We start from the raw sequence: 25,826 nt of genomic DNA on the forward strand, positions 1-25,826 counted from the left end.
AAATCCAGAATGCCACTTTATCGGAATGCTGATGCTGTCTGTTAATGCATCAGTTGCACCAACATTGCACAAAGGATGTTATCAAGGCCAGAGATTTCACAAAATTTGAGTCAGAAAGGTGATCTCGCACAGAGGAATAAGCAAATAGCCTTGCCGGGCAGCAGGGCGTTGTCAATATCAGCAGATATCAGGGCAATCATGCAGACGCATCCTTAGCAGAGGAGTTTTGCTTCTGACAACCCTCCCCTGCCGGGGAGGATGGATGTCGCTGATGCGCCTTTGACGGTTTGTTTAGTCGATGTTTTTAACTTTGAAATCGCGCAGAAAGCTGCCCCAGCGACGCTCATAGAACGGGGTAATGTGGGCAGTAAAGAAATGGCTGATCCCCTTCTCTCCCTCTGCCACCTGACAGATATCAATCGGTTCATCGCCCGATAGCGTATCGGTTGCCACACTGCCCGCCGCCTGAATAATCGCGTCGATATCGCCATCGGCCTCAATGCCAATCAGCAGATTGGCTGGCTGGTCCGCCGACTCTTTGATCTGCGCCAGGTAAGCACGACGTACAGGCTTATATCCGGCAAACAGCTGAACAAGTGAATCGACCATCTGCGCCGGGGGGGTTGCGACCTCAGACATTAACAGCGACGTGGCCCCTTCCAGCACCGTCTGCTGGCTAAGGGCATTGCCGTCATCGCCCAGTAAATGCGTTATTTCACGCGGCGTGAACTCTTTACCGCTATCCAGCTTCGGGTTGAGGAACAACGTTTCACCGAGCGTCATAGCGAACAGCGTACGCACCGGCATCACCAGATACGCCTGTTCGCCGCTAACGGCTTTTTCCAGCGCGTTGACCGAAGTGAAAAACGGAATGATGTCAGTACCGTCTTCTTTTTCCCAGTGCTGCAAATCGACCGGCGAGCTGGCATCAATCGGCTGCCCGTGCCGTGCGCTGACGCCCGGCACGATAACGCTGGCCGCCATCAACAGGGCGAAAAACTCCGGGCGGTGAGCAGGTTCTGTCGCCGCCAGTTTCAGCACGTCTTCCAGACGCGGATTCAGGTCATTCATTGCGGTATTCCAGTTCAACACGGTAGGTTCAACGGGCGGGCCCGCTAACAGGCCCGCCCTGGATAATGGGGCAGTCAGGAGCGGTTTATCACCGCCCGCCCTCTTGCTATGCGCGGCTTAGCAGCAGGTTAGCCAGGGTGCGCACGCCCAGCCCGGTGGCACCGGCCGACCATTGTTCCACGGCACCTTTACGATAGGTGGCTGAACAGTCGATATGCAGCCAGCCCTGCTTGTAGTCGCTGACGAAGTGCGACAGGAAAGCCGCAGCGGTGCTGGCTCCGGCAGAATGTGCCGGGCTGGCAATATTGTTGAGTTCGGCAAAATTCGACGGCAGATGGCTGCGATGGAATTCTGCCAGCGGCAGACGCCAGAACGGCTCGTTTTCCCCAGCGGCGCTGGTTAACAGCGAGTCGGCCAGCGCATCATCAAAGCTAAACAGCGCGTGATAATCATTGCCCAATGCGGTTTTTGCCGCCCCGGTCAGCGTTGCGGCATCAATAATCAGTTCCGGGTTGAGCGCACTGGCATCAATCAGGCCATCGGCCAGCACCAGACGACCTTCCGCATCGGTATTCATCACCTCAACGCTTTTGCCATTGCGATAGCGAATGATATCACCCAGCCTGAAAGCGTTGCCGCTCACCATATTGTCGGCACAGCACAGAATTAACTTCACGCGTTTTTTCAGACCGCGGCTAATCGCTAAAGCCAGCGCGCCGGTCAAAGTAGCCGCTCCGCCCATATCCGACTTCATAGAATCCATAAAGCCGCTCTGTTTCAGACTGTAGCCGCCGGTATCGAAGGTAATTCCTTTACCGACCAGACAGGCAAACACCGGGGTTTCATCTTTGCCACCCGGATTGTAGTCCAGCGTCAGCAGTACCGGGCTGCGTGAGGATCCACGGCCAACGGTATGTAGCCCCATATAATTTTGCTGGCGCAGATCGTCGCCCTTGGTAATACGATAACTTACCGCATCACCGGCAACATCACCCAACAGATCGATGGCACGCGTGGCCAACTGCTCCGGGCCAAGCTCTTCTGCAGGCAGATTGATGGTATGACGTACCCAGTCGACAATCTTCAGGCGGCTTTTGAGTTCCTGCTGGCTGGCCTCGCTCAACGTCGCCCACTGCACTTCACGCTCGCCTTTCGGCCCGCGATAGCCTTGCCAGAACGCCCAGCTGTTCTCCAAATCCCAGCCTTCGCCGCTCAGGCAAACGTGGCGGATGCCCTGGTTGTCGATTTTGCGCGCGGCGCGCTGAATGGTCACCAGTGGTTCACCGCCGTTGAGGTGAATGGTCATACCCTGATCGTTGCTGCTCAGTATCGCTTTTTCGCCCCAGCGCGGGTCGGCCGCGGCCGTTGACAGAGTTATATTCATCGGGGTGGTCATCACATGGCTCCTTATCATTTTTGTCATTTTGGCCGGTTTTGCCGACCGCTGCGCTTCGCCGCAGCACGATGCTAGTCGAATTTATCAGGTCAGACTAACAGAAATCTGCCAGGGAAGTTTTCACAGACTAAGATTCAGGCTTCACGGAAAGCAAAACGGGCCGGAAAATACCGGCCCGCTGACTAAACTGACGTGACGCAAGTTAACCTGCCCGCGCATTCGCGCTGGCTTTAAATCCCTGCCACGCCGGGGAATGTTCACGCAGACGGGAAACCGATTTTTGCAGCAGCTGAACAGCGTAATCGATCTCTTCTTCGCTGGTGAAGCGGCCAAGAGAGAAACGAACTGAGCTGTGCGCCAGCTCGTCGCTTAAGCCGACAGCACGCAGAACGTAAGAAGGCTCCATGCTGGCGGAGGTACAGGCTGACCCGGTAGAAACCGCCAGATCTTTTAGCGCCATAATCAGTGATTCACCATCAACGTAATCAAAGCTGACGTTAAGAATGTTCGCCGCGCCATGCTGCAGCGAACCGTTAACAGAAACCGCTTCAATACGGCTGATCCCCTGCCACAGTCGGCTACGCAGTGCGCTGATGCGCGCCATGTCATCAGCCATAACTTCTTTAGCAATACGACAGGCTTCGCCCATGCCGACGATTTGGTGCACCGGCAGCGTTCCGGAGCGCATACCGCGCTCGTGTCCGCCGCCGTGGATCTGCGCTTGCAGACGAATGCGCGGCTGACGGCGAACATACAGTGCGCCGATCCCTTTCGGTCCGTAAATTTTGTGGGCGGAAAAAGACATCAGGTCAACTTTCAGCTGGCCAAGATCAACAGGCAGCTTGCCTACGCTTTGCGTCGCATCCACATGAAAGACGATGCCACGGGCGCGGCAAAGTTCTCCGATGGCGGCAATATCCTGCACCACGCCGATCTCATTATTGACGTGCATAATCGACACCAGCACCGTGTCGGCGCGCAGCGCGGATTCCAGCTGCTGTAGCGTGATGGAGCCATCGCTTTGCGGCTGGAGATAAGTAATGCTGAAGCCTTCATGCTCCAGATGAGCACAGGTATCCAACACCGCCTTGTGTTCGGTGGTACAGGTAATGATGTGGCGGCCCTTTTCCTGATAGAACGTGGCCGCACCTTTGATCGCCAGATTATTCGCTTCGGTGGCACCGGAGGTAAAAACGATTTCGCGCGGGTCCGCCCCCACCAATTCGGCTATCTGGTTACGGGCAACATCGACCGCTTCTTCAGCCTGCCAGCCAAAGCGGTGTGAACGCGAGGCAGGATTGCCGAAAGTGCCATCCTGGGTGAGATACTGCATCATCCTGGCCGCCACGCGCGGTTCAACTGGCGTGGTGGCAGCATAATCCAGATAAATCGGTAATTTCATTGCTTGTTAAGCTCCGCAAAGTTGCTGTCTGCCGCCCTTCTGCGCCCTGGGATCTTTACGGATGGCAGAAACGAACAAAAGGCCGCGACAGGCCTTTTGTTCGTTTCTGCGGGCGAAGAAGACTTCGCCGTCACTGCGGTCAGGCGCGCAGATTGACGTCAATGGTATCGTGCTTACGGCCATGGGGCGCACGACGGATTTCATTGCTGTTCTGGCGGTCGGCAACATCCAGGATCTCCTGGTTGTTGACCAGCTCGGCCAGAGTAATGTTATTCAGGAAATCGCTGATGCGCTCGCTCAGGTCACGCCACAGAACGTGAGTCAGACAACGCTCCCCGCCCTGGCAACCTTCTTTACCCTGGCACTTCGTGGCATCGACCGATTCGTCGACGGCGGTGATCACGGCGCCAACCGCGATCGCATCGGCTGCTTTACCCAGCAGATAACCCCCACCCGGGCCGCGCACGCTGGCCACCAGACCATTCTTGCGCAGACGTGAGAACAGCTGCTCAAGATAAGACAGGGAGATGCCCTGACGCTCTGAAATATCAGCTAAAGGCACCGGACCTTCGTGAGAATGCAGTGCAACATCAAGCATCGCGGTAACAGCATAACGGCCTTTGGATGTCAGTCTCATGGCGGAAACAACCTCGGTGATAACCCTGAATGGGTGTTAACAAATTATGTTCGCCAGTCTGCCATTCCCGAGTAAATTGGTCAAGTATTTAACCTGGTAAAACAGTCAACTATTTAACCTGGTAATTTACTCAACTATTGCGCTGTTTTTACCACCTTAATCGCCCTGCCGTTTCTCCAGCGACGACAACATGCCGCGCAGAATGTTCAGCTCGTCCCGCTCCGGGCGCGCGCGGGTAAAGAGCCGGCGCATTTTGCTCATTACCTGTCCCGGGCTGGCTGCGCGGATGAATCCGCTGTCCGTCATCATTTTTTCCATATGCTGATAGAAGCGTTCCAGATCGTCCACCAGCGGATAGGAAGATTCATGGTACTGCGCCTGCGGCGTTTCCACGGATTGCAGGTAAGCCATGCGCACCTCATAGGCGATAATCTGAACCGCCATCGCCAGATTCAGCGAGCTGTACTGCGGGTTAGCGGCAATCGCGACATGGTAGTGGCACTTCTGCAACTCATCGTTGGTCAAACCAACGCGTTCGCGACCAAACACCAGCGCTACCGGGGCCTGCTGACCTTCTTCGACGCTCTTTAACCCGCATTCCCGCGGATCCAGCATCGGCCACGGCAATGAGCGCGAGCGGGCGCTGGTGCCCACCACCAGACTGCAACCTGAAGTCGCTTCATCGAGGGTATCAACGATTTTTGCTTCGCCGATCACATCACTGGCACCGGCGGCCAGTGCTATCGCCTGCGAATCAGGCTTAACCAACGGATTGACCAGGTAAAGGCTGGTTAAGCCCATGGTTTTCATCGCACGGGCAACGGAACCCATGTTGCCGGTATGAGACGTTTCCACCAGCACAATTCGGATATTTTGCAACATAAGGGTCAGGGATCTTCCGGGTCTGAGAGATAATTTGTCGATGCTAGCATATTTTCAGGACATTTACCGAAGCAGCCTGCTATACTATGCGCCGTTTTCTATCAGATTATGATAAAAATCCACAATAATTGCAGTGGTTACAAGGCGGCTGGCCCTCCCGGCCTGCATCTTGCGGTGCAGAAAAGGGAAAAACCTTGCGCCGTACCGCTGCAAATATTCAGGATAACCCGTTCTTTAACATTCAGTGAGACGATATTACCTATGCATCCAATGCTCAACATTGCCGTGCGCGCTGCGCGCAAGGCCGGAAACGTCATTGCCAAGCACTATGAAACCCCGGACTCCGTCGAAGCCAGCCAGAAAGGCAGCAATGACTTTGTCACCAATGTTGACCGCGAAGCGGAACGCCAGATTATTGAAGTGATCCGCAAATCTTACCCTAAGCACACCATCATCAGCGAAGAAAGTGGTGAGCTGCAGGGCGAAGATCAGGATGTGCAATGGGTTATCGATCCACTGGATGGCACCACCAACTACATCAAACGTCTGCCTCATTTCAGTGTTTCTATCGCCGTGCGCCTGAAAGGCCGCACCGAAGTGGCGGTGGTTTACGATCCAATGCGTAATGAACTGTTCAGCGCCGTGCGCGGTCAGGGCGCTCAGTTGAACGGTTATCGTCTGCGCGGCGGTACTGCGCGCGATCTGGATGGCACTATCCTGGCAACCGGCTTCCCGTTTAAGGTCAAACAGCACGCAACGCCTTATATCAATATCGTCGGCAAACTGTTTACCCAGTGTGCTGATTTTCGCCGTAGCGGTTCTGCAGCGCTGGATCTGGCTTATGTGGCTGCCGGCCGCGTTGATGGTTACTTTGAGATTGGCCTGAAGCCGTGGGATTTCGCCGCTGGCGAACTGTTGGTACGTGAGGCTGGCGGGCTGGTCTCCGACTTCACCGGCGCCCACGGCTACATGCACTCCGGTAACATCGTGGCGGGCAATCCGCGCGTGGTGAAAGCGATGCTGGCCAATATGCGTGATGAACTGAGCGAAGCGCTGAAGCGTTGATCGTTACAGGCGGGCCGATCGCAAACAGGCGATCGGTCCCGATCCACGGTCAAAACATTGGCCGGGTACCGCCAGAGATTGCCGGTTGCGCACTGAACCAGCGCAGCGCCCCCGCTGCCAGCAGCACCCATCCCCCAACAGCGCTAACCTAACTGCCAGCCAGCCCTTGCGCTGCCCCGACTGAAAACAGCGCTTGCTTTCAGCAGCATTAAGTCAGCAACGCCATCGCCGACAGCGCGCTCCGGAACCAGACGCCAACCACTTTGGCAAACACACCACCGGATCAGGCTGCGCGTGACCACCAGCATAAAGCAGATCGACAGGGGGAATTTCACCCACCGTCCGGCGCATTGTAACCCCGGTAAGGCTGTCGCCCCGATGAACCAGCGTGGTTTGCATAGCGGTAAAGCGATGCGGAGGTGGTGAAACCGTCTGCGATGGCTGGCGGCCACCCGCCATCGCAGACGAACGGTTTATTTGTTATAATGTAACAAAATGAAGTCCTGTCAGAGATTTTCCGACCGTTTTTTGTGACCTGCCTTAAAAGCTCTGTATAAACCGGGGCTGATCGGCTACTGACAACGCTGCCCGGACTATGCTTATTACTTCTACCGTTACTGAGACCGCAGATGACGAGTGTCTATTTACCTGAAAATGCTGTCCTCTCCCCTGCACAGCGCCGTTGCCGTCTGCTTTTGATGATCTGCCTTCCTGACTGCCTGGCGACGCTGGAGTCGGTATGTCAGCTCAACGGCGTGGATCTGACTTTGGCCCGGCAAGATATCGCTGAGCTGGCAACGGAAATTCAGCGCAATCATCATCTGGCCATTGAGCAGGACGCCGGGGGCCGCTTATCTGTTAACGGTACGGCGCTAAACCAGCGGCTGTGTCTGATGCACGGCTTACGCCGCGCACTGCGCTTGTCTCCCCGGTTTGTCAGCGGCTGGTTTACCGACGCCGTCAAACGCCGTTTGCAGGCGCAGTTCATTGATAAAGCGCTGTATAGCGAGCATAACCTGACCAGGCTGATCCGGCATTGTTCACAGCGGCTGGCGCGGGTGTTCAGCGCGCGCGATCGCCATTTTTTGCACATCTGGCTGCAGTATTCTCTTGCCTGGCCATGCCGGCCGCACTTCAGCCCGCAACAGCAGCAGTGGCTGCTTGGTAAAACCGAGTATGCGCTGGCTCAGGAGATTATCCGCTGCTGGCAGAGGCGTGGCTGGCATGCCGATGATAATCAGGCAGCCCTGCTCGCTCTGCTCTTCAGCCAGCTGCACGCGCCACTGATTGAGGAGATCGCCTCCGAGAGTGAGCGCTCGCTGCTGCAAGCGGTTGAATTGTTGATTCAGCGTTTTCAACAGACTGCCGGTATTGAATTTCATCATCAGGCCGGCCTTAGCGTGCGCCTGTATACCCACCTGGCCCAGGCGCTGGAGCGTACGCTGTTCGCCATCGCTATCGATGACAATCTGGCAGAAAATGTCGCTTTACAATATCCACGCCTGTTACGGACTACGCGTAAAGCCATGATCGCTGTTGAACAGCAATACGCGGTAACGTTTTCTCAGGAAGAGATGGAGCTGATCGCGATTATTTTCGGTGCATGGCTGGTGCAGGAGCACGCCCCGTATGAGAAGCAGGTGCTGCTGCTCACCGGAAAAAATCCCGAACTGGAACGCCAGATCGAGCAGCAGTTACGTGAACTGATGCTGCTGCCGCTGAACATCAAATACCAGAATGTTAACGATTTTCAGCGTGACAGCGCGCCGCCGGGCATCACGCTGATTATCACGCCGTATGCCACCTCGTTACCGCTCTATTCACCGCCGCTGATCCATGCAGAGCTGCCGTTGGGAGAGCACCAGCAGCAAAGTATCCGCGCGCTGCTGGAGCCTTGACAGGCCGCGGTTTTGGCCGCCGGGGGCAGCGCCGGGTAAAGCAGCTGCAAAAAAATGACGCTGGCCGCCGGGGGCCATGAAACGGGGGATAGCCGCAAAAAACACCTTCGCTAATCAGGCACCGTCAGAAGACTCTGCTGCGAAGGCAAAAAAAAACGGGACGCTGACCAGTCCCGTTATTGATGTGCCATCCCCGCATTACCGGGTAAGGCTCGCTTATGCGTAAACCGGGAAGCGGGCGCAGATATCCAGCACCTGTTTCTTCACGCGCTCACTTACGCCTTCATCGTTGATATTATCGAGAATATCACTGATCCAGCCAGCCAGCTCGCGCACTTCGGCTTCTTTAAAGCCGCGACGAGTGATCGACGGCGAACCAATACGGATGCCGGAAGTCACAAACGGACTTTTCGGGTCGTTAGGCACGCTGTTTTTGTTAACGGTAATGTTGGCACGGCCCAGGGCAGCATCCGCTTCTTTACCGGTCAGGTTTTTGTCCACCAGATCCAGCAAGAACAGGTGGTTATGCGTACCGCCGGAAACCACGTTGTAGCCGCGCTGCAGAAACACTTCCACCATCGCTTTTGCGTTCTTCGCAACCTGCTGCTGATAAGTCCTGAACTCCGGCTCCATCGCTTCTTTGAATGCCACCGCCTTACCGGCAATAACATGCATCAGTGGGCCGCCCTGGCTGCCAGGGAAGACGGCAGAATTAAGCTTCTTATAGAAGTCTTCATCACCGCCTTTCGCCAGAATCAAACCACCGCGCGGGCCTGCCAGCGTTTTATGGGTGGTGGTGGTCACGATGTGGGCATAGGGCACCGGGTTCGGATAAACGTCAGCCGCAATCAGGCCCGCAACGTGTGCCATATCAACGAACAGGTAAGCGCCAACGCTGTCGGCGATTTCACGCATTTTAGCCCAGTCGCACACGCCGGAATAGGCGGAGAAACCACCAACGATCATTTTTGGCCGGTGCGTTTTGGCCAGTTCGGCCAGTTCGTTGTAGTCAATTTTGCCGTTTTCGTCGATGCCGTAAGCAATGACGTTGTACAGTTTACCGGACAGGTTGACCGGAGAACCGTGAGTCAGGTGGCCACCATGAGCCAGGCTCATACCCAGAATGGTATCACCCGGTTGCAGCAGCGCCGTGTAAACGGCGAAGTTGGCCTGAGAACCGGAGTGCGGCTGCACGTTCGCGTAGTCTGCGCCGAACAGCTCTTTGGCGCGGTCGATAGCCAGTTGCTCAACGATATCAACATGTTCGCAGCCACCGTAATAACGCTTGCCCGGATAGCCTTCAGCATATTTGTTGGTCAGCTGAGATCCCTGAGCCTGCATGACACGAGGGCTGGTGTAGTTTTCTGAAGCGATCAGCTCAATGTGCTCTTCCTGACGCACTTTCTCCTGCTCCATCGCCTGCCATAATTCGGCATCGTAATCGGCAATGTTCATCTCACGCTTTAACATCTGCATCTCCTGACTCAACTGACTTTCATAAAGGTATAACCCCATGCGGGGGGTGCCAGGCAACAGTGTAAACTGTTTTCCCACCCGTTGAATAGCTTCCAGGCCGCCTTTTTACGCAAACGATTGGCTTCACCGCTGGTAAGGCTTGCTTCCGGTTGCGGGCTGGACTTTGCTGGCGGAGTTTTCTTCATCGGGCAGTTGCATGATCCTCATCTGTCCCCCTGAACAACAGGGAATTCGTCCCGACTTATCAAAGGCACAGGTGTCATACGCTACGGGCACCGTCAGACAGAGAACGCAACGCCGTGCGTCAAAAACCGGTTAAGTCGGGGATAAAGCACAAAGGTGGGCGCTTTACAGATGGCGGGAACAACGTCAGCACTCAGGGCCTGAGGAGCCAGGCCCTGCAGTTAACATCAGCAATAATCAAATCGCTTCTTCGTCTTCTTCGCCGGTACGAATACGCACCACGCGCGCCACATCATAGACGAAAATTTTGCCATCGCCGATCTTCCCGGTCTGCGCCGTGCGCATAATCGTATCGACACAGGTATCCACGATGTCGTCAGCAATCACGATCTCAATTTTCACTTTAGGCAGAAAATCGACCATGTACTCTGCGCCACGATAAAGCTCGGTGTGCCCTTTCTGGCGACCGAATCCTTTGACTTCTGTCACCGTCATCCCGGTGATGCCGACTTCCGCCAGCGCTTCACGCACATCGTCCAGTTTAAACGGCTTGATAATTGCATCAATTTTTTTCATGGCAGATCCTTTTTCTCCCTCCGCCTGGCGCGGCAGGTTAATCAGTGAGCATCGTCGGACAGTTCGCGCCGGGCGTGCTGTCTCTCGTTTCAGCCAGCTAAACTACCATAACTGGCGCGCGTAGCGGCACAGGAATTATCCTTTGAAATCGGCCGCATCGAGTTCATGGCGAGACAACAGTTTATAAAAATCGGTACGATTGCGGCCCGCCAGGCGCGCGGCATTGGTCACATTGCCTTTGGTCATTTGCAGCAGTTTACGCAAATAATTGAGTTCAAATTGGTTACGCGCTTCGACAAAGGTCGGCAGTACGGTGTTTTCTCCCACCAGCGCCTGTTCGACCAGCGCTTCGCTGATTACCGGTGCCGAGGTCAGCGCCACGCACTGCTCAATAACATTGACCAGCTGACGCACGTTGCCCGGCCAGCTGGCGGTCATTAAACGCCGCATCGCATCGGTCGAGAAGTTGCGCACAAACGGTTTATGTCGCTCCGCTGACTGCTTCAGCAGATGGTACGCCAGCAGCGGGATATCTTCAGCGCGTTGGTGCAGCGCCGGGATCTTCAGGCTCACCACATTAAGACGGTAGAATAAATCTTCGCGGAACTCATTTTTCTCCATGGCTTTGGGCAAGTCGCGATGGGTGGCGGAGATAATTCGCACATTGATATCCAGGTCGCGATTGCTGCCCAGCGGGCGCACTTTCCGCTCCTGTAATACGCGCAGCAGTTTTACCTGCAGTGCCGGCGGCATATCACCAATCTCATCAAGAAACAGCGTGCCGCCTTCTGCGGCCTGGAATAATCCCTCGCGGCTGCTCACCGCGCCGGTAAAGGCTCCTTTGGCATGACCGAACAGTTCCGATTCCAGCAGCTGCTCCGGCAGTGCGCCGCAGTTGATGGCGATAAAGGCTTTACCCGCCCGCGGGCTGACGCCGTGGATCGCCTGAGCCAGCACCTCTTTCCCCGTGCCACTCTGCCCGTGGATCAGTACGCTGACGTCGGACTGGGCAACCACTCGTGCTTGCTCAAGCAGACGCAGCATCACCGGGCTACGGGTAACAATGTGTTCACGCCAGGCCTGATCACCGACCGGCGCACGATGAGCCAGCGCTTCGTCTATCGCTTTGTACAGCGCATCGCGGTCTACCGGCTTGGTAAGGAAACTGAATACGCCCTGACGGGTAGCGGCGACGGCATCGGGAATGGAACCGTGAGCGGTCAGAATAATCACCGGCATGCCAGGCTTTAGCTTCTGAATTTCAACAAACAGCGCCATGCCGTCCATTTCATCCATGCGCAAGTCGCTGATCGCCAGGTCGACATTTTCACGGTTCAGCACGCGCAGCGCCTCCGGGCCACTGCAGGCGGTCACGACGGTGAATCCTTCGCTGCGCAGGCGCATCCCCAACAATTTCAACAAACTGGGGTCATCATCGACCAGCAGCAGTCGCGCTGATGCTTTGATCATGGCTTTGCCTCATCCGCTGCGGTATTGTCTGCTGCGCCATCGTCTTGCCCACTGTTCTCGGCCGCCTCCGGCGTACGGCGTGAAGAGAGCTGGCGTTCAATATCTGTCAGTCTGTCCAGCTTGCGCCTTGTACTGGCCAGGTCTCTCTGGAGTTCCGTTTGCCGCTGGCGCAGCGCGTCCAGTTCGGCGTCACTGTGCTGCTGCAAAATAGCATAGCGCATGCGCTCGGCAGACAATTGCAACAGCGCGCCCTGCCCTTCGCGCCATATCTGCAGCAGGGGGCGCACTGCCGCCGGGTAATCAGCGCCGTAATAATCCAACCGCTGCAGGTACTGACGCCGTTCTACAGGGTTCATATTGCCATTACTGAGCAGTACAGCCTGTCTGAACGCATCTTGCCAGTTATCCGCCGGCCAGCCTTTCGCTGCAGCGCGTGCATTGGCAGGCGACAGACGATCAGCGCAGTCAATGGCTCGCTGCCAGTAAAGCGGATTATCAAGGGCCGGGCCGTCAGCCGTGGACCAGATACGCTCGCAGTTCACCAGGCGGAAATCGGCAATGCTGTTTTCAGGCTCACTCAGGGAACTGTCCGCCCCCTTCACCGCCTTTTGCGGCAGTTTCTGACAGCAGGCGGTCAGGATGAACGCCAGCAATGCGCTGGTGAGGGCTTTGCCACAACGTCCGCGCTGCAATGCGACAGTAAAACGGGTTAGCTGCATGATTCTCCTTTGCCGGCGGGAGTATTAAATTCAATACGGAAGCAAACATCAGCGTCAGCGCTATCGATCAATTGCACATCCCCCCGTAGCTGGCGCACGCAGTCTTTGGCGATACTGAGTCCCAGACCGCTGCCTTTTACCGCGCCTTTGCGTTGCAGACTCCCCTGAAAAAAAGGTTCGAAAATCATCGTCCTTTCTGCAACGGGGATGGCAGTACCGGTATTTGCCACCTCAATCAGCACCTTGCTGCCCTGCTGCCGACTGCGTATCGATATTTGCCCTGATTCTGCACCGTAGTGTAGCGCATTGGCATAGAGATTATCGATTGCCCGTAGCAACAAAGTCGGTTCAGCCCGGCAGCTACTCACCTGCAAATCGATACGGGTGTGAACCCGCTTAGCTCGCGCGGTAAGGCTGTGGGAGGAAACCAGCGTCGCGATCAGCGGCTGAAGCCGGACATCCTCCAGATCCGGCGGGGCTTCCGCCAGTTTACGGTTATAATCCAGCAGCTGTTCGATCAGCCGTTGCAGATGGCGACTGCTGTCATCAAGAATGCTGACCACTTCACGCTGATCGGCGGTCAACGGGCCTGCCACCTGGTCAGCCAGCAGTTCGGTGCCTTCGCGCATGCTCGCCAGCGGGGTTTTCAACTCATGAGAGATATGACGCAAAAATTCGTGACGCTGAGATTCCAGCCAGGCAAGACGCTCGCTGAGCCACAGAATACGCTGTCCCAGCGAGCGGATCTCGCGCGGCCCTTTAAACGCCAGTTTCTGGTCCAGCGGCTTGCCCTCGCCCAGCCGGTTGATCATGCGCTCAACCGCTTTGACCGGGCCGATAATCATGCGGGTAAACAGCAGCACCAGTCCCAGACTGAGCAGAAACAGGATCAGTGTCTGCCATCCGAAATACTGGCCGCGCTGGGCGATTTCCCGCTGCAATTGCAGCCCGCGCGCAAACGCGACTTCACGCGTTACACGAACCAGCTGACTATTGGCATCAGAGAACACTTCCAGCCGTTCAGTCGCCGTGCGCACCGGGGCGCTGTTTTCGCAGTGCATGTTGCCGAGCTGGCCGAGAGCTTGCCGCAAAGTTTGATCAACGCGCATATCCGGCAGCACTGCGGCATGCGCATCCAGCATTTGCGAATAGCGGCTGTACTGAGTGCGATAAAGGCGCGCCAGCATCGGGTCATCCAGCACGCAGTACTGGCGATAGCTGCGCTCCAGCTCCACGGCTGTGCGCGCCATGGCTTCACTTCTGCGCACATCGGTCAGCGTGATGCGGTTGGTGTCCGCCGCACGCTCACTAAGCGCCGACAGGCTTTCCCACGCCTGCCAGGCCAGCACCAGCAGCGGTAACAACACCAGTAAAAAGGCCATCAGCACCAGCTGGCGCAGGGAACAGGGAAACAGACGCCATTTCTTCACGGCATGATCTCTTTTGATGGATTACCGGCGATGCTAGCTGAGAGCAAGCCTGGAAGGAAGCGCTGCGGCCAAAATGAACAGGCCGGTTCAATGAACCGGCCTTCTGAATTACGCCGGCAGAACCCGCGTAACGGAACAGGTGGTGCCTAACTCAACGTTGCGTCCGATGTCTGATAACGTCACAAAGTGAACGATTATCGGTGGGGTGGACGACAGGCACCGTATTGTGCGTCATTCGAATGTTATGGGCGCTTGTCCGCTTGCGCAGGGCTGTCATAACCGGGTGAATGAGCCACTGCCCTGTTGAAAGCAATTGGCATGCCAGATTTGAGAAAAATTTCAACTTGCTGTTAAATCAGTGATTTTGGCAAAACATGGGCAGTGCCTTATCAAAATACGCGTCATTCGCACCTGGAAACGTCTCCATATGGAGACATAAAGAAGAGTTTTTCACAAAAACGAAATAAATCAACGGACTAAGTGTCTCCTTTCAGAGACATTTATCAAAAACACTGTCGGATAAAGGCGACAACACGCCGCGAGACTAACTCAGGCCGGAATAGCTCCGGCCCTTATAACATGTTGATTTAGCCCAGCTGTTTACGCGCGTTACGGAATATCCGCATCCACGGGCTGTCCTCTCCCCACTCTGCCGGGTGCCAGGAGTGGCTGACGGTACGGAAAACGCGTTCCGGGTGCGGCATCATAATGGTGACACGACCACTTTCGTTGGTCACTGCAGTAATACCGTTTGGCGATCCATTCGGGTTAGCCGGGTACTGCTGAGTAACGTTGCCAAAGTTGTCGACGAAGCGCAGCGCCACTAAGCCTTGACTTTCCAGCCGGGCCAAATGCGCCTCGTTGCGCACTTCTACAAAGCCTTCGCCATGGGCCACCGCAATCGGCATGCGTGAGCCAACCATGCCGTCCAGCAGCAGTGACGGGCTGGCGGCAACTTCCACCAGGCTGAAACGCCCTTCAAAGCGCTCTGACTGGTTACGCACAAAGCGCGGCCACTGTTCACTGCCGGGGATCAGCTCGCGCAGGTTTGACATCATCTGGCAGCCGTTACACACGCCGAGCGCCAGCGTCTGTGGCCGGTGGAAAAAAGTTTCAAACTCATCACGTACGCGAGAATTGAACAGGATTGACTTCGCCCAACCTTCGCCGGCACCCAGTACATCGCCGTAGGAGAAACCACCACAGGCCACCAGCGCCTGGACGTCGCCCAGTCCACGCCGCCCGGCAAGCAGATCGCTCATGTGCACGTCAATCGCGTCAAACCCGGCACGGTGGAAAGCGGCGGCCATCTCAACATGGGAGTTGACCCCCTGCTCACGCAGCACCGCCACTTGCGGACGGACGCCGGTAGCAATAAACGGTGCGGCGATATCTTCCTGTGGTTTGAACGTCAGCGCGACGTTCAGGCCCGGATCGCGGTCATCTTTCTTCGCCTCATGTTCCTGATCGGCAACTTGCGGGTTATCACGCAGACGCTGCATCTGCCAGGTGGTTTCTGCCCACCAGGTACGCAGAGTAGTGCGGCTTTCGCTGTAGATCGCTGAATCACCGCTGGAAATAGTGAAGCGGTCGCCGCTGACCGCCTTGCCCAGCAGGTGCACGCAGTCGCCAAGGCCGTGAGCCGCCAGCAGCTCTTTAACGTCCGCTACGTCGGCGGCGGCCACCTGAATCACCGCGCCCAATTCTTCATTGAACAGAGCGGCCAGGCTGTCGCTGCCCAGCGTGGCAATATCGGCCTCGATACCGCAGTGGCCGGTAAAAGCCATCTCGGCCAGCGTCACCAGCAGCCCGCCGTCTGAACGGTCGTGATAGGCCAGCAGTTTGCCGTCGGCGACCAGCGCCTGAATAGCATGCCAGAAACCTGCCAGCTGCTGCGCATCACGCACGTCGGCAGGCTTATCGCCCAGCTGACGGTAAACCTGAGACAGCGCCGTGGCACCGAGCGCGTTAACCCCGTTACCAAGGTCAATCAGCAGCAGGGCGTTATCACCAGTCTGCAATTGTGGAGTCACTGTTTTGCGCACGTCTTCCACGCGGGCAAATGCGGTGATCACCAGCGACAGCGGCGAGGTCACTTCGCGCTGTTCACTGCCCTGCTGCCAGCGGGTTTTCATCGACATGGAGTCTTTGCCCACCGGAATGGTGATGCCCAGCGCCGGGCACAGTTCTTCACCCACCGCTTTGACCGCTGCATACAGGCCGGCGTCTTCACCCGGGTGACCGGCTGCCGCCATCCAGTTTGCCGACAGTTTGATGCGCGTCAGCGGGCCAATCTGCGTGGCGGCAATATTGGTGAGCGCTTCACCGACCGCCAGGCGACCGGAAGCGGCAAAGTCCAGCAGCGCTACCGGCGAGCGCTCGCCCAGCGCCATCGCTTCGCCGTAGTAGCTGTCGAGGCTGGCGGTGGTCACCGCGCAGTTGGCAACGGGAACCTGCCACGGCCCGACCATCTGGTCACGGGCAACCATGCCGCCAACCGAGCGGTCACCGATGGTAATAAGAAACGTTTTCTCCGCCACGGCAGGCAGATGCAGGACGCGATTTACCGCGTCCACCAGCGAAATGCCATCGCGCACCAGCGCATCGCCTTTCACCTGCAGGCTGGTGACGTCACGGGTCATTTTCGGCGTTTTGCCCAACAGCACATCCAGCGGCATATCGATAGGCGTATTGTCGAAATGGCTGTCAGTAAGCGACAGGTGCATCTCTTCCGTCGCCTCGCCAATCACCGCATAAGGTGCGCGCTCACGTTGGCACAATGCGTCAAACAGCGCCAGGCTGGCCGGGGCGATGGCCAGCACGTAACGCTCCTGAGATTCGTTGCACCACACTTCCAGCGGGCTCATGCCCGGCTCATCGTTCAGAATGTCACGCAGATTAAAACGGCCGCCGCGTTCACCGTCGCTCACCAGCTCCGGCATGGCGTTGGACAAGCCGCCAGCGCCAACATCGTGGATAAACAGAATCGGATTTTCTTCCCCCAGCTGCCAGCAACGGTCAATCACTTCCTGACAGCGACGCTCCATTTCCGGGTTGTCGCGCTGTACGGATGCAAAATCGAGGTCGGCGTCAGACTGGCCGGAGGCCATTGACGAGGCCGCACCACCGCCGAGGCCGATATTCATCGCCGGGCCACCCAGCACGATAAGCTTGGCTCCCACGCTGATTTCGCCTTTCTGCACATGGTCTGCACGAATATTACCGATGCCGCCCGCCAGCATAATCGGCTTGTGGTAGCCGCGCAGCTCGCTGCCATTGTGACTGTTAACGCGCTCTTCATAGGTACGGAAGTAGCCGTTCAGCGCCGGGCGACCAAATTCGTTGTTAAAGGCCGCCCCGCCCAATGGGCCTTCGGTCATGATGTCCAGCGCGGAAACGATGCGATCCGGCTTGCCGAAATCCTCTTCCCACGGCTGCTCAAAACCCGGAATACGCAGATTAGACACCGAGAAGCCGACCAGGCCCGCTTTCGGTTTCGCACCACGCCCGGTGGCACCTTCGTCACGGATTTCACCGCCGGAGCCGGTCGCGGCTCCCGGCCACGGGGAGATGGCGGTAGGATGGTTATGCGTTTCCACCTTCATCAGAATATGCGCATCTTCCTGATGGAAGTCGTAGCGCCCGTGCGGGTCGGCGTAAAAGCGCCCCACCGTTGAACCTTCCATTACCGCCGCGTTGTCTTTATAGGCTGACAGCACATGGTCCGGGGTTTTCTCGAAGGTATTCTTAATCATCTTAAACAGCGATTCGGGCTGCTGCTTACCGTCAATCACCCAGTCAGCGTTGAAGATTTTGTGACGGCAGTGCTCAGAGTTGGCCTGAGCAAACATATACAGTTCGATATCGTTCGGGTTGCGTCCCAGTTTTTCAAACGCCGCCAGCAGGTAATCGATTTCGTCTTCCGCCAGTGCCAGGCCCAGCTTGATATTGGCCTGAACCAGCGCATGGCGGCCTTCACCCAGCACATCAACGCTTTGCAGCGCAGCAGGCTGATGATGGGCAAACAGCGCTTCGGCCTGCTGAAAATCGCTGAACACGGTTTCCATCATGCGGTCGTGCAGCAGTGCAGCCAGCCGCCCCCACTGCGCTTCGGTTAGCTGCGGGGCCTTAACATAGAAGGCGATGCCGCGCTCCAGGCGAATGATCTGCGGCAGCGAGCAGTTATGCGCGATATCAGTCGCTTTTGAAGACCACGGCGAGAGGGTGCCGGGACGAGGCGTCACCAGCAGCAGACGGCCTTCCGGAGTATGTTCCGCGAGAGAGGGACCGTATTTCAGCAGGCGCTGCAGGCGTGATTTATCATCTGCACAGAGAGGCGCGCTGACATCGGCAAAATGGACGTACTCGGCGTAAATATCACTCACCGGCAGGTGAGCGTCCTGAAAGCGGGCCAGCAGTTTGTTAATACGAAATGCCGACAGAGCGGGCGAACCACGCAGAATTTCCATCATTAAAGATCTCTCGTCTTAAAGCGCCGGGCGACGCTTCATTGGGCGCAACAGGGAAAACCGGCGCTATTATAGAGAATCCCGGTTAGTTACGAAACCGTTTGCGCAGAATTAATCGGCGAACCAGGACGGCTAAAAAGCACACTAAAGTGGTGAAATTCAGTTGCGGTGCAGCCCGTAGTTAAGCAAAATGCCCCACGCCCGGGTTCGATTACAGACCATAAATACTGCCTAAAAAGACAGACGCCCGGGAAAAATCGAGAGATAACTATTTGAAACGCCTGAAAATTAATTATCTGTTGATCGGATTAATCACCGTGCTACTTGCGCTGGCATTGTGGCCATCGATCCCGTGGTATGGCGGCTCTGAAGACCGTATCGCGCAGATTAAATCGCGCGGGGTGCTGCGTATCAGCACCATCAATTCCCCGCTGACTTACTACACCGTTAATCAATCTCCGGCCGGTATGGATTACGAGCTGGCAAAGCGCTTTGCCGATTATTTGGGAGTCAGGCTGGCTGTCACCGTGCGGCCGAATCTGGCCGATCTGTTTGACGACCTGGCGGACGATAAAGCCGACCTGCTGGCTGCCGGTTTGATTTACAACGGTGAGCGGCTGAAGCGTTTTCGTGCCGGTCCGGCCTATTATTCCGTTTCACAGCAGCTGGTCTACCGCATCGGTACGCCACGCCCGAAAAACCTTGGCGATCTCAGAGGCCGCCTGACGGTGGCTTCTGGTTCAGCCTATCTGTCCTCGCTGCGCGAGGTTAAAGACCGTCAGTATTCCGATCTCGACTGGGCGATCTCCACCGATCGGACGCCCGAGGGCTTATTACAGGCCGTGGCAGACGGTAAGTTCGACTATACCATTGCCGACTCGGTATCCATTGGGCTGATGCAGCGTATTCACCCCCAGCTGGCGGTGGCGTTCGATATTACCGATGACGAAGCCGTCACCTGGTACATCCGACAGGAGCCGAATGACAGCCTGAGCGCGGCGATGCTCGATTTCTTCAGCAGAATGTCGGAAGAAGGTGTTATTGCCCGCCTTGATGAGAAGTATCTCGGCCACGTTGGCACGTTTGATTATGTCGATACCCGCACTTTCCTGCGTTCGATTGACGAAACGCTACCGGATATTCGCCAGCTGTTTGAGAAGTATGCCAGGAAAATTGACTGGCGGCTGCTGGCGGCCATCTCTTACCAGGAGTCGCACTGGAATCCGCTGGCCACCTCCCCTACCGGCGTGCGCGGCATGATGATGCTGACGCGCAATACCGCCGACAGCCTGAATGTCAGCGATCGTACCGACCCCGAGCAGAGCATTCGTGGCGGCAGTGAATATCTGGTGCACATGATGGAGAAAGTCCCGTCGGGCGTGCCTGAAGATGAGCGAATCTGGTTTGCGCTGGCCGCCTACAATATGGGTTACGCCCATATGCTTGATGCGCGCAAGCTGACGGAAAAACAGAAAGGCGATCCGAACAGCTGGGCGGATGTGAAAGTACGGCTGCCGATGCTCAGTCAAAAACGTTACTACAGCCAGACTACCTACGGCTATGCCCGTGGCCATGAGGCTTATACCTACGTGGAGAATATCCGTAAATATCAGCTAAGCCTGGTCGGTTATTTGCAGGATCAGGAGAGAAGGCTGGCGCAGAAGGCGCTGACAGAAGCCGAACTGAACCAGGCTTATCCGGCGGTGGAGGCTAAAACAGCGTTAAACCCGACCGGGGTTTTGCTACTGCCGTAGCATTTTTTTTTCAGCCCGTCGCTGGCGAAAAAAATCACTTAGCATTGCCGCGCACTCATCATTCAGTAAGCCACATTCAGCCGGCACTTGATGGTTCATCCCCGGATGCCCCAGCACATCGAGCAATGAACCTGCCGCACCGGTTTTCGCATCACGCGCCCCATACACCAGCCGTCCGATGCGGCTGTGGATCATCGCACCAGCGCACATCACGCAAGGCTCCAGGGTCACGTACAGCGTGGTATCCAGCAGGCGATAATTCTCTATCATCTTACCCCCCTGGCGCAGCGCCATCATTTCAGCATGGGCCGTCGGGTCATGGTGACCAATAGGGCGGTTCCAACCCTCGCCAATAACCTGATTATCCAGCACCAGCACTGCCCCCACCGGCACCTCGCCCTCGTCCCATGCCCGGCGAGCCAGCCGGAGCGCGTGGCGCATCCAGTATTCATCATTGTGATCAGTCACCTGCGCCTCCAGCAAAAAAAACGCGACATTATATACCGAAATAATTCTGCTTGCAGGAAAGCGTCAAACACATGAAAAGCGAAGGAACCGGACCGGGGATGTGCCGGATATTGCGCCATTGCAGCAGCAGATTGCGACAGGATCGGGCGAAACTGAGCAGCACATTATTCCAGCTGCTGCAGCTCCCCCGTCGGGGTAACGCGAAAACGGTGCTGGCAGAAAAACAGCAGCGGATTATCCTGTTTACTGTCGCTGTAACCGCTGTAAAGCTGTAACGGCGTACCGATCTGTTCTTCCAGCTGAGCCACCTTTTCATGGCCCAGACAGCGCATTATCAGCACTCTGCCACCAAAAGCGCGCGCCATTTGACTGGCGATCAGTTTGACTCCTGGCAGAAAAGCTGAATCGAAATAGACCCGCTCCACCAGCGCCTGGGGTGAACCGGTGATCAGCCAGACATCGGCATCTTCACTGCCCAGATAGTCAGTCAGCCGCTGCTGCACCAGCGGAAAAGCCGTAACGCGCTGACGAAACCAGTTGGCAAACTGTTCTTCCCGTTGCAGCAGACGCTCTTCTCCGTGGCCAAAAGTCACTGACCACAGCAGCAGACTCATCGGCCAGCGCGCGGCGCGGCCCTTTAGCAACAGGCCCAGCGCCATTACCGGTAATAATGGAATGACCAGCAGCAGATTAAGCGGCTGACGCCACAGCAGCCAGCGCAAAAAAGTGCCAAACATATCCTGCCGATGCAGGGTGCCATCAAGGTCAAAAAAGACTACGCGTCGTTCACTACCGCTTGTCAAACCTTACTCCTCAGGGTAATCAAACCCATAAACCAGACCGAGGGAAAACCGCCGACTGCTGCGCTTAACCAGCCGGTCAAAATACCCTTATTTGACCGGCAAAAGCGCTAAGCGCCAGTGGCCGCCGGTGCGGGATAACGCCGATCGGGCTGGCAACCTTAGCACAGCCAATGACAGCCAGGCTAATCGCCCGCCTCAGATTTTTCTCTGTGCTGTTAGCGCCGGTCAGGGTCTTGCAGTGCTGCTCGCAAAAAGCCGTTATGGGCGGACAGGCTCTGCTTAGCCTGCCCGGCGGACAGGTCGGTCAGCAGCATCAGGATGGCGGTTTTTACCTCATATTGCGTCTGCTTTAAGGCGGCCTCCGCCTGCTGCGACTCGCAACCGGTGGCTTCACACACCATGCGGCGCGCGCGGTCGACCAGCTTGATATTCGACGCCCGCATATCCACCATCAGGTTCTGATACACCTTGCCGATTTTCACCATTGCCCCGGTAGAAATCATATTCAGCACCAGCTTTTGCGCCGTACCGGATTTTAAACGGGTTGAGCCGGTCAGTGCCTCCGGCCCGACCAGCGGCAAGATCGCTATTCCAGCTTCGAGGGCCAGCGGTGAATGCGGATTACAGGATATCCCGGCAGTACGGCAACCCAACTGGCGCGCATAGCGCAGCGCAGCCGTTACGTAGGGAGTGCGCCCGGACGCGGCCAGACCGACCACCATATCGTTAGCGTTGATATTTAGCGCCTGCAGGTCACTGACGCCCAGCTGCTCATCATCTTCCGCCCCTTCTATCGACGTCACCAGGGCTGCCGGGCCGCCGGCAATCAGCCCAATCACCATGTCGTTTGGTACGCCAAAGGTAGGCGGGCATTCAGAAGCGTCCAGCACGCCCAGGCGGCCGCTGGTCCCGGCTCCAATATAGATCAGACGCCCGCCGGCAGACAGGGCGGCCGCGGCGGCATCAACAGCATCGGCCACCTGTGGCAAAGTCAGGCTGACAGCCCCCGCCACGGTGGCATCCTGCTGGTTGAATTTAGTCACCATTTCCAGCGTCGACAATTTATCGAGATCGAGCGTATCGGGATTACGCGTTTCGGATATCAGTGAGCCAATATTCATCATTTTTCCTTCTGCCTGTTTTATTTATCCAGCGATGACTATATCGGCATCCGCCAGTTTTAATCTCAACCTTGGGTCATTTTAACGCGTTTAGTCATGGAAACCCTAAAATGCACGTTAGACTGAGTATTCTGTCTGTTATGTTTAGCCATAATTCACGATAACAGGCCTGAATACTTGAGAGGAAAAGAGATGAGTTCACTGCTGCGTATCCGTCAGCTTTATCCCAGCCTGGCGATGAATGAACGCCGTCTTGCTGACTACCTGCTGTCGCAGCCGGAGCATGCACTCCACCTGAGTTCACAGAAACTGGCTGATGAGTCGGGCGTCAGCCAGTCAAGCGTGGTCAAGTTCGCCCAGAAGCTCGGTTATAAGGGATTTCCCGCGTTAAAGCTGGCGCTCAGTGAATCGCTGGCAGGGAAGGATGCCACCACCGTACATAATCACATCCTGAGCGACGATGCGCTCAAGGTGGTCGGTGAGAAGCTGTTAAGTGAAAAAACATCAGCTATTCGCGCCACGCTGGATATCAACAGTGAAGAGATGTTGCTGGCAACGCTCCGCCTGTTAAAGCAGGCACGCCGCATTGTGCTGATAGGGATTGGCGCTTCCGGGCTGGTGGCGAAAGACTTCTCGTGGAAACTGATGAAAATTGGTATCAGCGCCGTGGCAGAACAGGATATGCACGCACTGCTGGCCAGCGTCCAGGCGTTAAGCGTGGGCGATGTGCTGCTGGCCATTTCCTACACCGGAGAGCGGCGCGAGATTAACCTGGCGGCACAGGAAGCGCGGCGCATCGGTGCCACGGTACTGGCATTTACCGGCTTCACCCCGAATACCCTGCAACAGTCGGCTAATCATTGCCTGTATACCGTAGCGGAAGAGCAGAGCACGCGCAGCGCTGCTCTTTCCTCGACGACCGCCCAGCTGACGCTGACCGATCTGCTGTTTATGGCCCTGATCCAACACGATCAGGAACGCGCCTCCAGCCATATTCGCCACAGCGAGGCGCTGGTGAAAAAGCTGGTTTGATCGCCAAATGCGCAGTGGGCATCTGCGCCATTTTATCCCTGACGGCTTCTCAGGCGGCGAAGATGATCGGCATGCGATCGGGAGCGTACGCGAAGCCATTGCGAATGAAGGGTGGAAGAGTGAGAAGCGCTGCCGGATGCAACCTGCATGGAAGACTGCACCGGCAATGATGATTATGCAGGCGTGAGTTAATGTGGATATGACCCGGCTAAGGGGAAGGGGCTGGCAAAATGAACGTCAGAGTTCCCCGGCTGTCGCTGCGCCGTATCGATCAGTTTGCCGCCGCCCATACCGTCCAAGCCGCTCTGAAATCGTCATGACGGGACCTTCCGGTCCGCTGTGTTACTCTGCACCGCTCAAAATTCCTTATCCTGTCAGGTTATGACCGGCTCCTGCACAGGAGGGTTTTAGTGGCTTTATTAATAACAAAACGCTGCATCAACTGCGATATGTGCGAACCGGAATGGCCCAATCAGGCAATCCCGATGGGAGAAGAGTACTTCAGCATCGACAGCGCTCGCCGTATCCTGTCAGGTTATGACCGGCTCCTACACAGGAGGGTTTTAGTGGCTTTATTAATAACAAAACGCTGCATCAACTGCGATATGTGCGAACCGGAATGGCCCAATCAGGCAATCCCGATGGGAGAAGAGTACTTCAGCATCGACAGCGCTCGCCGTATCGAGTGCATCGGCCACTACGATGCGCCAGCCTGCCAGGGGTTTGTTCTGTTGATAACGCCATTATCATCGCCCCACAGCGCCTGGAAACGGCCGACAGGCTATGGCAAAAGTTTGTACTGCTGCATCCCGCCGGTTAACTTTCAATAATCACCGTGGCACAGGCGTAATGCCGTTCATCGGCCAGCGTGACGTGTACATGCGCCACGCCCAGCTGCCTGGCCATTTCCTGCGCGTGTTGCAAAAACCTCAGGCCCGGTTTACCCAGTTCATCGTTATAAACTTCAAACTGATTAAACGCCAGGCCGCCGCGAATGCCGGTACCAAACGCCTTCGCCGCCGCTTCCTTTACGGCAAAACGCTTGGCAAGAAAGCGCACCGGCTGCTGATGCGCCTGATACTGCAGCCATTCGTTTTCGCTCAGTACCCGTTGTGCCAGCCGATCGCCGCTGCGGGAAATCACCGCGCTAATGCGGGCGATCTCCACGATATCGCTACCGAGACCGAGAATAGCCATTAGCGGCGCGCAGCGCGCAGCAGTAGCTTCATCTCTTGCACCGCAGCGGCCAGGCCGCTGAACATCGCGCGGCCAATGATGGCATGACCAATATTCAGCTCGTGCATTTCCGGCAGTGCGGCAACCGGCAGCACGTTGTGGTAAGTCAGGCCGTGACCCGCGTTGACCTTAAGCCCCTTGCCCGCTGCGTAAGTGGTCGCTTCGGCAATGCGTGCCAGCTCCGCGTCACGCGCTGGCCCCTCCTGAGCTTCGGCATAGGCGCCGGTGTGAATTTCAATATAGGGGGCGCCCGCAGCCACTGCGGCATCGATCTGACGAGGGTCGGCATCAATAAACAGCGAAACCAAAATGCCCGCGGCGTTCAGCCGCTTAACTGCCGCAGTCACTTTATCCTGCTGACCTGCCACGTCGAGGCCGCCTTCGGTGGTCACTTCCTCACGCTTTTCCGGCACCAGACAGCAGAAGTGCGGCTGGATCTCACAGGCGATGTCGACCATCTCATCGGTCACGGCCATCTCCAGATTCATCCGCGTTTGAATGGTTTCGCGCAGAATGCGCACGTCGCGGTCGGTGATATGACGACGATCCTCACGCAGATGGACAGTGATGCCATCGGCCCCTGCCTGTTCGGAAACATACGCTGCCTGAACCGGATCGGGATAGTGGGTGCCGCGCGCATTGCGTACGGTCGCAACGTGATCGATATTGACGCCTAATAACAGCTCTGCCATGAGAGTCCTCAGATTTTCATAAACGGTTTTGCCGAGTGTACAACGT

20 protein-coding genes and 2 pseudogenes are annotated in these 25,826 nt (G+C 56.5%); 6 read left to right on the plus strand and 16 right to left on the minus strand.

All coding sequences use genetic code 11. The features are described 5' to 3' along the window. Positions 1-291 precede the first annotated feature (291 nt). The 5 genes from sseB to trmJ form a co-directional block, all read right to left on the minus strand. Positions 292-1,071 (minus strand): enhanced serine sensitivity protein SseB, encoded by a 780-nt coding sequence (sseB, locus tag JGC47_RS12310; RefSeq protein WP_004159133.1) that lies wholly within the window; start codon positions 1,069-1,071, stop codon positions 292-294. Between the two features lie 106 nt (positions 1,072-1,177). After that, on the minus strand, positions 1,178-2,467 hold the full coding sequence (gene pepB / locus JGC47_RS12315; protein WP_004159136.1) for an aminopeptidase PepB: 1,290 nt from the start codon (positions 2,465-2,467) through the stop codon (positions 1,178-1,180). Positions 2,468-2,669: 202 nt separating this feature from the next. Next, positions 2,670-3,869 carry an IscS subfamily cysteine desulfurase gene (locus JGC47_RS12320; RefSeq protein ID WP_004159140.1) on the minus strand — a complete coding sequence of 400 codons (1,200 nt, stop codon included), beginning with the start codon at positions 3,867-3,869 and terminating at the stop codon, positions 2,670-2,672. 139 nt (positions 3,870-4,008) lie between these two features. Beyond that, positions 4,009-4,506, minus strand: a complete 498-nt coding sequence (gene iscR / locus JGC47_RS12325; protein WP_004159141.1) for a Fe-S cluster assembly transcriptional regulator IscR — start codon at positions 4,504-4,506, stop codon at positions 4,009-4,011. Positions 4,507-4,662: 156 nt separating this feature from the next. Continuing rightward, positions 4,663-5,388, minus strand: a complete 726-nt coding sequence (gene trmJ, locus JGC47_RS12330; protein WP_004159142.1) for a tRNA (cytosine(32)/uridine(32)-2'-O)-methyltransferase TrmJ — start codon at positions 5,386-5,388, stop codon at positions 4,663-4,665. 261 nt (positions 5,389-5,649) lie between these two features. On the opposite strand from trmJ, the gene suhB reads away from it, so the two are divergent. Next, complete coding sequence (suhB, locus tag JGC47_RS12335) at positions 5,650-6,453, plus strand: inositol-1-monophosphatase (RefSeq protein WP_013036166.1); 804 nt, start codon at positions 5,650-5,652, stop codon at positions 6,451-6,453. A 629-nt stretch (positions 6,454-7,082) separates the two neighbouring features. Beyond that, positions 7,083-8,351 carry a stationary phase inducible protein CsiE gene (csiE, locus tag JGC47_RS12340; protein ID WP_004159151.1) on the plus strand — a complete coding sequence of 423 codons (1,269 nt, stop codon included), beginning with the start codon at positions 7,083-7,085 and terminating at the stop codon, positions 8,349-8,351. Positions 8,352-8,567: 216 nt separating this feature from the next. Here csiE and glyA read toward each other — a convergent pair whose 3' ends face one another. The 6 genes from glyA to purL form a co-directional block, all read right to left on the minus strand. Further along, entirely contained in the window at positions 8,568-9,821 is a 1,254-nt protein-coding gene (gene glyA, locus JGC47_RS12345) for a serine hydroxymethyltransferase (protein WP_004159153.1), read from the minus strand. A gap of 426 nt (positions 9,822-10,247) precedes the next feature. Continuing rightward, positions 10,248-10,586, minus strand: a complete 339-nt coding sequence (gene glnB / locus JGC47_RS12350; RefSeq protein WP_004159160.1) for a nitrogen regulatory protein P-II — start codon at positions 10,584-10,586, stop codon at positions 10,248-10,250. 135 nt (positions 10,587-10,721) lie between these two features. Then, complete coding sequence (gene glrR, locus JGC47_RS12355) at positions 10,722-12,056, minus strand: two-component system response regulator GlrR (RefSeq protein ID WP_004159164.1); 1,335 nt, start codon at positions 12,054-12,056, stop codon at positions 10,722-10,724. Continuing rightward, positions 12,053-12,775, minus strand: coding sequence for a two-component system QseEF-associated lipoprotein QseG (qseG, locus tag JGC47_RS12360; RefSeq protein WP_004159167.1), 723 nt, complete (start codon positions 12,773-12,775; stop codon positions 12,053-12,055). The genes glrR and qseG overlap by 4 nt, the downstream gene beginning before the upstream one ends. Beyond that, positions 12,766-14,205, minus strand: a complete 1,440-nt coding sequence (locus tag JGC47_RS12365) for a sensor histidine kinase (RefSeq protein ID WP_004159169.1) — start codon at positions 14,203-14,205, stop codon at positions 12,766-12,768. Before JGC47_RS12365 ends, qseG begins: the two co-directional genes overlap by 10 nt. Before the next feature lie 587 nt (positions 14,206-14,792). Further along, complete coding sequence (gene purL / locus JGC47_RS12370; protein ID WP_004159172.1) at positions 14,793-18,677, minus strand: phosphoribosylformylglycinamidine synthase; 3,885 nt, start codon at positions 18,675-18,677, stop codon at positions 14,793-14,795. 269 nt (positions 18,678-18,946) lie between these two features. Here purL and mltF point away from each other — a divergent pair, with 269 nt between their 5' ends. Continuing rightward, entirely contained in the window at positions 18,947-20,428 is a 1,482-nt protein-coding gene (gene mltF, locus JGC47_RS12375; RefSeq protein ID WP_004159174.1) for a membrane-bound lytic murein transglycosylase MltF, read from the plus strand. Here the strand turns inward: mltF and tadA are convergent. The 3 genes from tadA to murQ all read right to left on the minus strand — a co-directional run bounded on the left by tadA (position 20,417) and on the right by murQ (position 22,820). Beyond that, positions 20,417-20,896 (minus strand): tRNA adenosine(34) deaminase TadA, encoded by a 480-nt coding sequence (tadA, locus tag JGC47_RS12380; protein WP_004159176.1) that lies wholly within the window; start codon positions 20,894-20,896, stop codon positions 20,417-20,419. The genes mltF and tadA overlap by 12 nt on opposite strands. 164 nt (positions 20,897-21,060) lie before the next feature. Next, positions 21,061-21,699 carry a phosphatidylglycerophosphatase C gene (yfhb, locus tag JGC47_RS12385; RefSeq protein WP_004159179.1) on the minus strand — a complete coding sequence of 213 codons (639 nt, stop codon included), beginning with the start codon at positions 21,697-21,699 and terminating at the stop codon, positions 21,061-21,063. A gap of 215 nt (positions 21,700-21,914) precedes the next feature. Further along, positions 21,915-22,820 (minus strand): N-acetylmuramic acid 6-phosphate etherase, encoded by a 906-nt coding sequence (murQ, locus tag JGC47_RS12390; protein ID WP_004159181.1) that lies wholly within the window; start codon positions 22,818-22,820, stop codon positions 21,915-21,917. 192 nt (positions 22,821-23,012) lie between these two features. Here murQ and JGC47_RS12395 point away from each other — a divergent pair, with 192 nt between their 5' ends. The 3 genes and pseudogenes from JGC47_RS12395 (at position 23,013) to JGC47_RS12400 (ending at position 24,672) form a co-directional block, all read left to right on the plus strand. After that, a complete protein-coding gene (locus tag JGC47_RS12395) occupies positions 23,013-23,852 on the plus strand; it encodes a MurR/RpiR family transcriptional regulator (RefSeq protein WP_004159182.1) in 840 nt (279 codons plus the stop codon). A 410-nt stretch (positions 23,853-24,262) separates the two neighbouring features. Then, positions 24,263-24,373: pseudogene (locus JGC47_RS18105) on the plus strand (4Fe-4S dicluster domain-containing protein); the annotation flags it as partial. A gap of 45 nt (positions 24,374-24,418) precedes the next feature. After that, positions 24,419-24,672 (plus strand): annotated as a pseudogene (locus tag JGC47_RS12400) (YfhL family 4Fe-4S dicluster ferredoxin). Here JGC47_RS12400 and acpS read toward each other — a convergent pair. Further along, positions 24,669-25,049: a holo-ACP synthase gene (acpS, locus tag JGC47_RS12405; RefSeq protein ID WP_004159185.1), complete on the minus strand. Its 381-nt coding sequence runs from the start codon at positions 25,047-25,049 to the stop codon at positions 24,669-24,671. The pseudogene JGC47_RS12400 and the gene acpS sit on opposite strands and share 4 nt — an antisense overlap. Continuing rightward, the gene (gene pdxJ / locus JGC47_RS12410) at positions 25,049-25,780 is read right to left on the minus strand and encodes a pyridoxine 5'-phosphate synthase (RefSeq protein WP_004159186.1); all 732 of its coding nucleotides are present in this window, start codon (positions 25,778-25,780) and stop codon (positions 25,049-25,051) included. Before pdxJ ends, acpS begins: the two co-directional genes overlap by 1 nt. Positions 25,781-25,826: the final 46 nt, after the last annotated feature.

Source organism: Erwinia amylovora (genome assembly GCF_017161565.1).
GTDB lineage: Bacteria > Pseudomonadota > Gammaproteobacteria > Enterobacterales > Enterobacteriaceae > Erwinia > Erwinia amylovora.